Below are 7,822 nucleotides of genomic sequence, written 5' to 3' on the forward strand. Positions count from 1 at the left end.
CTCAGCTGCCACCCGCGCATAGGCTGAGCCGATGCAGTTCTCGTTGACTCCGTTCGAGCAGCTCCGTCCCGGCATCTGGCGTGCCGTCGCCCAGCCCGCCGGGGTGAACATCGGCCTGATCGTGGGATCAGCAGGGGCGCTGGTCGTGGACACCGGTTCCGCGCCGGCCCAGGGCGCCGAAATCCGTGCCGCCGCCGAGGCTGTTGCCGGGGTGCCGCTGCTCGGCGCCGTCGTCACCCACGGCCACTTCGACCACTACTACGGGCTGGCGGCCTTCGACGACCTGACCACCCATGGCCACGAGACCCTGGTCGCCGCGCTGGACGCCGATCAGGTCGCCACCGAGGCCGCTGGGCTCGGCTTCGACGTCGAGTTGTTGAAGCCGCCCAATCGGCCGATGGCGCTGGCCCGGATGATCAATCTGGGTGACCGGTACGTCGAACTCGTCCATTTCGGACGCGGCCACACCGCCGGCGATGTGGTGGTGATCGTGCCGGACGCCCAACTGATCTTCACCGGCGACCTGCTGGAGCAGGCGGCTCCCCCGGCCATGGGCGCCGATTGTCACCTCAAGGAGTGGCCCGCCGCCCTCGACGGCGTCCTGGGCCTGGTCAGCGAAGACACCGTGTTGGTGCCCGGCCACGGCGAGCCCGTCGACCGCGTGTTCGCCTTCACCCAGCGCGCCGAGATCTCCGCCGTCTACGGCCAGGTCGAGCACCTGATCGGCCAGGGCGTGAAACTCGAGGACGCGCTCACCGCCGGCGACTGGCCCTACGACGACGAGACCATCACCGCCGTCCTGCCAATCGCTTACGCCCAGCTCGCCGCCGAGGGCAAAGTTCCCCGCACCCAGCTCCGGCTGCTCAAGTAGAAGCGGGTTCTCTCCTCACCGGTGGCCATGGGGACGGTTCCATCGGTCTCCAATGAGATAGTTGGACGGTTATGGACACGACCCGCCTGCTCCGTCCGCTTCGGGTCGACCCCGCTGACGACGGCACTGCCGACGCTCTGTATGAGTCGTTCACCGACTACACCGAGCGGCTCGGGATCAGCCTCTACCCGCATCAGGACGAGGCGATCATCGAACTGCTCGCCGGCGCGCACGTGGTGCTGACCACCCCGACCGGCTCCGGCAAGTCGCTGGTGGCGACGGCGGCGATCCATGCCGCGCTGTCCACCGACCGGGTGTCGTTCTACACCGCCCCGGTGAAAGCCCTGGTCAGCGAGAAGTTCTTCGAGTTGGTGGCGATCTTCGGTGCCGACAACGTCGGCATGCTGACCGGGGATGCCTCGGTGAATGCGGGCGCCCCGATCATCGCCTGCACCGCCGAGGTGCTGGCCAACATCGCGCTCCGTGAGGGATCGGACGCCGACGTCGGCCTGGTCGTGATGGACGAGTTCCACTACTACGGCGAACGCGATCGGGGCTGGGCCTGGCAGGTGCCGCTGATCGAGCTGACCGGCGTCCAGTTCCTGCTGATGTCGGCCACCCTGGGCGACATGTCCGGGATCGCCGACGACCTGACCCGGCGCACCGGACGCGAGGTCGCGATCGTCGCCGAAGCCGAACGTCCGGTGCCGCTCACCTTCCGCTACGCGATGACGCCGCTGGACGAGACCCTCGACGAACTCGTCGAAACCCACCAGGCGCCGGTCTACGTCGTCCACTTCACCCAGGCCGCTGCGGTCGAGCACGCCACCTCGCTACTGGCCGCCGGCTTCGGCAAACGCTCGGGCGGACGGCGTCCGATCACCGACTCGGACGCCGATCTGCTGCGCGACTTCCGGTTCGCCGCCGGCTTCGGCAAGACGCTCAGCAAGCTGCTCAAGGCCGGCATCGGCGTCCACCACGCGGGCATGCTGCCCAAATACCGGCGGCTGGTCGAACAGCTCGCCCAGCAGGGCCGGCTCAGCGTGATCTGCGGCACCGACACCCTCGGCGTCGGCATCAACGTGCCGATCCGCACCGTGCTGTTCACCGGGCTGGCGAAGTTCGACGGATCGCGGCAGCGGGTGCTGCATACCCGCGAGTTCCTGCAGATCGCCGGACGCGCCGGCCGGGCCGGTTTCGACACCTCCGGCTATGTGGTCGTCCAGGCCCCCGAGCATGTCATCGCCAACGAACGCGCCAAGGCGAAGGCGGCCGCCAAGAACGCCGCGATGAGTGAGTCCAAGCGGTCCAAGCGGGCGTCCAAGGCACAGCTCAAGAAGGCCCCCGACGGTTCGGTGGTGTGGAGCGAGCAGACCTTCGACCGACTGGTCGCCGGGCAGCCGGAGCGGCTCACCAGCCGGATGAAGGTCGACAACGCGATGCTGATCAATGTGCTCAGCCGCGACGAGGACGCCTTCGTCGTGCTGCGCCGGCTGCTCACCGACAATCACGAGAATCGCCGTTCCCAACTGCGGCTGGTGCGCCGGGCGCTGCGGCTGGTCCGCTCGCTGGTGCACTCCGGCGTTGTCACCCGGCTCGACCAGCCGGACGGCTACGGCCGCCGCTACGTGCTGACCGTCGACCTGCCGGACGACTTCGCACTCAACCAGCCGCTCGCCCACTTCGCGCTGGCCGCCCTCGACCTGCTCGACCCGGAGGCGGAGAGCTATCCGCTCGATGTGCTGTCGGTCATCGAGTCGGTGCTGGAGCCTCCGATGACCCTGTTGTTCGCCCAGCAGAACGCGGCCCGCGGCGAAGAGATCGGACGGCTCAAGGCCGAGGGCGTCGAGTACGACGAGCGGATGGCGATCATCGAGACGATCAGCTGGCCCAAGCCGCTGGCCGAACTCCTCGAAGCCGCCTACGAGACCTACCGGCAGACCCATCCCTGGCTGCGGCCGGACGCGCTGGAGCCCAAGTCGGTGGTCCGCGAGATGTGGGAGCAGGCGATGAGCTTCACCGATCTGGTGAGCCGCTACCAGGTCGCCCGCAGCGAGGGGCTGGTGCTGCGCTATCTCACCGACGCCTACCGCACGCTGCAGCACACCGTGCCCGAGACCCATCGCAGCCCCGGCCTGGAGGACATCATCGACTGGCTGGGCGAGACGATCCGGCAGACCGACTCCTCGCTGCTGGACGAGTGGACGGCGCTGATGGATCCCGAGCATGCGCCGAGCGACGTCATCGACCACACCGCGCCCGCGCCGCCGCGTCCGCTGTCGAAGCAGGGCCGCAGCTTCGAGGTGCTGATCCGCAACGCGCTGTGGGCCCGGCTGGCGGCCTGTGCCCGCGACGACCTGGCCGCGTTGGTCCGGCTGGAGCGCGAGGCGTCCGAGCGCACCGAACCCGCCCGCGATGTCGTGATGACACGCCCCCGCTGGGACGCCGCACTCGAGGACTACTACGCCGAACACGACGAGATGCTGCTCGACGGCGACGCCCGCGGGCCCTCCTATGTGGTGATCGGAGACGAACGGCACGGCCAGCCGGTCGGCGCGCCGGAACCGACGACGGCCCGGGTGCGGGGCGTCCGGCAGATCGTCCGTGACCCCGACGACAACCGCGACTGGGTACTGGACGCGGTGGTCGACTGTGACGCGTCCGACGAGGCGGGCGAGCTGGTGCTGGCGGTCACCGCCCTGCACCGGCTCGACGGCTGAGCGGGCGCCGGGTTCCTCGTCAGCGGGAGAACTGATCCTTCGCCAATCCGGCGGCCAGCTCCCAGATATCGGGCGACCCGGCCGCCAACAGGTAGCGGCCGGTCACTCCGGCGGCGTAGGTCCGGCCGTCGGCGGTCGCCACCCGTCCACCGGTCTCGGTGACCATCAGCGCGCCGGGCAGGTGATCCCATGGGTGCATCGACCAGTAACCCAGAAAGGCCCGCCGGCCCTCGACCACGTTGGGGTAGTCGACGCCGCAGCAGCCGGCCAGCCGAACCAGGCTGACGTGCTCGGGCACCCCGGGGCGCGGATGGCCGTAGCGGCCGTGCAACGCGCCCACCAGTTGCTCCGGCACCGGCCGGGCAGCCACCGGTTCGTCGTTCAGCCGGACGCCGGAACCCAACTCGGCCACGTACATCCGGTGATGCATCGGCTGCCAGATCCAGCCGCGGGTGGTGACGCCGGACCGTACCTCGGCCACCATCACCGCGAAGTCCGGGCTGCCGGAGGCGAAATTGCGGGTGCCGTCGATGGGATCGATCACCCACGCCAGTTCGGCGCCGGGCAGCGCCTTCAGCGGCGCCGGATCGGCGTAGATCCCCTCCTCGCCGACCACCAGGCAGTCGGGATTCGCCGCCCGGAAGATCCGGGTCAGCGCCTGCTCGGCCAGCCGGTCGGCCACCGTGACCACGTCACCGGGCCGCTTCTCGATGATCTCGTCGTCGGCCAAGGCACGGAATTTGGGCAGGATTTCGGTGTCCGCCACTTCCCGGATGGCGGCTGTGACGGCGGCGGTGTCCATGATCGGGCCGGTCATCACGGCTCCAGCGTGTCGGCGTGGTCGGCGGTGACGAAGTCGATCAGCTTCTCCACCTCGGTGAGCAGTGCCGGGTCCAGGTCACGCCACGACGTCACCTTCGACAGGATGTGCCGCCACGCGTGGGCGATGTCGGTCTGGGTGCGCGCGGGCCAGCCCAGGGCGCGGCACAGCCCCTCCTTGTAGTCCTGACCGCGAGGCACATCGGGCCAGGCTTTGATGCCGAGCACGGACGGCTTGACCGCCGTCCAGATGTCGATGAATCGGTGACCGGTGACGAACACCCACGGGCTGGTCACCTGCTCCACGATGCGGGACTCCTTCGAGCCGGGCACCAGATGGTCGACCAGAACGCCGAGCCGCCGTCCCTGTTCCGGCGCGAACTCGGCCACGATCGCCGGCAGGTCGTCGATGCCGCCCAGGTACTCCACGACCACGCCGACGTGCCGCAGGTCGTCGCCCCACACCTTCTCGACCAGTTCGGCGTCGTGCCGGCCCTCGACATAGATCCTGCTGGGCAGGGCCACCTTCGCCTGACTACGGGTCGTACTGGCCCGTGAGCCGGACGCCGTGTGCGTGGGGCGTCCGTTGGGCTGCCGCTTCGGGGGTGTGATCGCGACGGGTTTGCCGTCCAGCCAGAAGCCCGGTCCGAGCGGGAAGCTGCGCCGCTTACCCCGGCGGTCCTCCAGCACCAGCAGGCCGTTCTCGAGTTTGACCAGGGCACCGACGAAGCCGGAGGTGGGGTCTTCGAGCACCATGCCGATCTGGGCGGGCACCTCGGTGGTGGTCGGTTTGCCGGCCCGCTGCCAGCCGGGCGCCAGGACGTCGCGTGGATATCGGCTCACGCCCTCGACCCTAGTGTGCCGGGCAGCCCGTGCCGCGCTGAGACCCGGGGGTGGCGCGAGATGCGCCGGCTCCGACTGCCCGAGTGACGTCGGCCCCTCCGGCGCTGCCGCAGCCGGGCGGCCGGGTGCGGTTACCCGCCATCGACGAAAAGGGTCTCGACAGGCTCGACCAACGGGTGGTCGAGCGGGCGGGCCTGAGCTTGTCGAAACCACGACCAGTCACGTCGCGACGGCCGCTGAGCCGGCTCTGGGATAGTTGCGTCCTGCGGCGCTTCGGCGCGGCAGCCTCACGGAAGGAGCGGTGACGTCGATCCGCACTACCTGATCGATCGAGGGCCCGGCTCGGGGAGCCGGTCCCCCGCCCGTGCCCGGCTGCATAGCGATGCACCCGAGCTCTCACTGAACGGCAGTTGGCGGTTCCGGTTGCTGGCCGGTGCACCCGGCGGGGGCCGTGACGTGGTGCCGCCCGGCGAAGGTCCGGACGACGTGGCCGCCACCGACTTCGACGATTCCGACTGGGACGAACTCCCTGTCCCGTCACACTGGGTGCTGCAGGGTGATGGACGCTACGGCCGTCCGATCTACACCAATGTGCAGTTCCCGTTCCCGATCGATCCGCCGCACGTGCCGGACGACAACCCGACCGGTGACTACCGGCGATGGTTCGACCTGCCGGCCCCGTTCGGCAACGCCCGGGCGGTGCTGTTGCGCTTCGACGGGGTCGAGTCGCGGTACCGGGTGTGGCTCAACGGCGTCGAGATCGGGGTCGGTTCGGGCAGTCGGCTGGCGCAGGAGTTCGACGTGACGCACGCCGTCCGGCCGGGCACGAATCTGCTGGTGGTGCGGGTGCATCAGTGGTCGGCGGGCAGCTACCTGGAGGACCAGGACCAGTGGTGGCTGCCGGGCATCTTCCGCGACGTGACCCTGCTGGCCCGCCCGGCACTTGGCTTGGACGATGTCTGGCTGCGTAGCGACTACGCCGCTGGGGTGGGGCTGCTCGCACCAGAGATCGTGGCCGAACCGGACGCCTACCCGGTCACTCTGCGGATCCCTGAGTTGGGCGTCGAAACCGTCTGGGCGTCGCCGTCCGAAGTGGCGGCGGTGAGAGTCGACGGGGTGGAGCCGTGGTCGGCGGAGCTCCCCCGGCTCTACGAGGTCACGGTGAGCAGCGCCGGCGAGACGGTGTCGCTGCGGCTGGGTTTCCGCACCGTGGCGATCGACGGCGACCGGTTGCTGGTCAACGGTCGCCGGGTGGTGTTCCACGGCGTGAACCGGCACGAAACCCATCCCGATCGCGGCCGGGTCTTCGACGAGGCCTGGGCCCGTGAGGATCTCGCCCTGATGAAGCGGTTCAACGTGAACGCGATCCGGACCAGTCACTATCCCCCGCATCCGCGGCTGCTCGACCTGTGCGATGAGCTGGGCTTCTGGGTGATCCTGGAGTGCGACCTGGAGACCCACGGCTTCGAACCGGGCGGCTGGGCCGGGAATCCCGGCGATGACCCGGCGTGGCGCGACGCCCTGCTGGACCGCATCGAACGGACTGTCGAGCGGGACAAGAACCATCCCTCGATCGTGTTGTGGTCGCTGGGCAACGAGTCCGGCACCGGCGCGAATCTGGCTGCGATGGCGGCCTGGGTGCATGACCGCGACCCCGGGCGCCCCGTGCACTACGAGGGCGATCATGCCGGCGCCTACACCGATGTGTATTCGCGGATGTACTCCTCGGTGCCCGAGACGGCGGCGATCGGACGCGACTCGCTCGAACCCCTGCTGGGTTGCTCGGTGACGGAGTCGGCGCGGCAGCGAACCAAGCCGTTCCTGCTCTGCGAATACGCGCACGCGATGGGCAACGGGCCGGGCGGGTTGGACCAGTATCAGGCGTTGTTCGACAAGTATCCGCGGCTGCACGGCGGGTTCGTCTGGGAGTGGCGCGACCACGGCCTGCGCACCCGCACCCCCGACGGCGTCGAATTCTTCGGCTACGGCGGCGACTTCGGCGAAGTCATCCACGACGGCAACTTCGTGATGGACGGGCTGGTGCTCTCCGACGGCACCCCCACCCCCGGACTCCACGAGTTCAAACAGGTCGTCGCGCCCTTCCGGATCACCTTCGACGACGGCATGGAGGTGCGAAACCTGCGGCACAGCGCTGGCTCCTCCGACGTCCGGTTCCTCTGGCGTGCCGAGTCGGACGGCGAACCGTCCAGTTCAGGCGAACTGACCCTCCCGGTGATCCCGCCCGGAGGTTCGGTGCGGGTCCCCCTCCCGCGGGTCGCGTCCGATGCCGCGGGCGACCGCGACGGCGAACTCTGGCTGACAATCGAGGCCGTGCTGGCGTCCGACACCGCATGGGCCGACGCCGGCCACGTGCTGCTCACCGCCCAGCACCGGTTGGTCACCGGGGACGGTTCTTTTGGTCACCAGGGACGGTTCTCCCGGTCACCAGGGACGGTTCCCTTGGTCACCGGGGACGGTTCTTTCGCTCGCCAAGGACGGTTCCTTCGGTCACCAGGGACGTCGCCCACCGACCCGCTGCCCGACCGGCTGGGCCTTGCCGAGTTCCGCG

Annotated in this window: 5 protein-coding genes; 3 read left to right on the plus strand and 2 right to left on the minus strand. The window is 69.5% G+C overall.

The features are described 5' to 3' along the window. The first annotated feature begins 31 nt into the window (after positions 1–31). Positions 32–871 (plus strand): MBL fold metallo-hydrolase, encoded by an 840-nt coding sequence (locus Q0066_RS15585; protein WP_298134653.1) that lies wholly within the window; start codon positions 32–34, stop codon positions 869–871. A 71-nt stretch (positions 872–942) separates the two neighbouring features. Further along, positions 943–3,591, plus strand: a complete 2,649-nt coding sequence (locus Q0066_RS15590) for a DEAD/DEAH box helicase (protein ID WP_298134656.1) — start codon at positions 943–945, stop codon at positions 3,589–3,591. Positions 3,592–3,610: 19 nt separating this feature from the next. On the opposite strand, the gene Q0066_RS15595 is transcribed toward Q0066_RS15590, so the two are convergent. Both Q0066_RS15595 and Q0066_RS15600 read right to left on the minus strand, forming a co-directional pair. Further along, positions 3,611–4,408, minus strand: coding sequence for an inositol monophosphatase (locus Q0066_RS15595; protein WP_298134659.1), 798 nt, complete (start codon positions 4,406–4,408; stop codon positions 3,611–3,613). Further along, complete coding sequence (locus Q0066_RS15600; protein WP_298134661.1) at positions 4,408–5,253, minus strand: DUF3097 domain-containing protein; 846 nt, start codon at positions 5,251–5,253, stop codon at positions 4,408–4,410. Before Q0066_RS15600 ends, Q0066_RS15595 begins: the two co-directional genes overlap by 1 nt. Before the next feature lie 324 nt (positions 5,254–5,577). Here Q0066_RS15600 and Q0066_RS15605 point away from each other — a divergent pair. Next, positions 5,578–7,822 (plus strand): glycoside hydrolase family 2 TIM barrel-domain containing protein (locus Q0066_RS15605; RefSeq protein ID WP_298134668.1); only part of this gene is annotated, 2,245 nt, incomplete at its 3' end.

Source organism: Micropruina sp. (genome assembly GCF_027492755.1).
In the GTDB taxonomy this organism is placed as follows: Bacteria; Actinomycetota; Actinomycetes; order Propionibacteriales; family Propionibacteriaceae; genus Micropruina.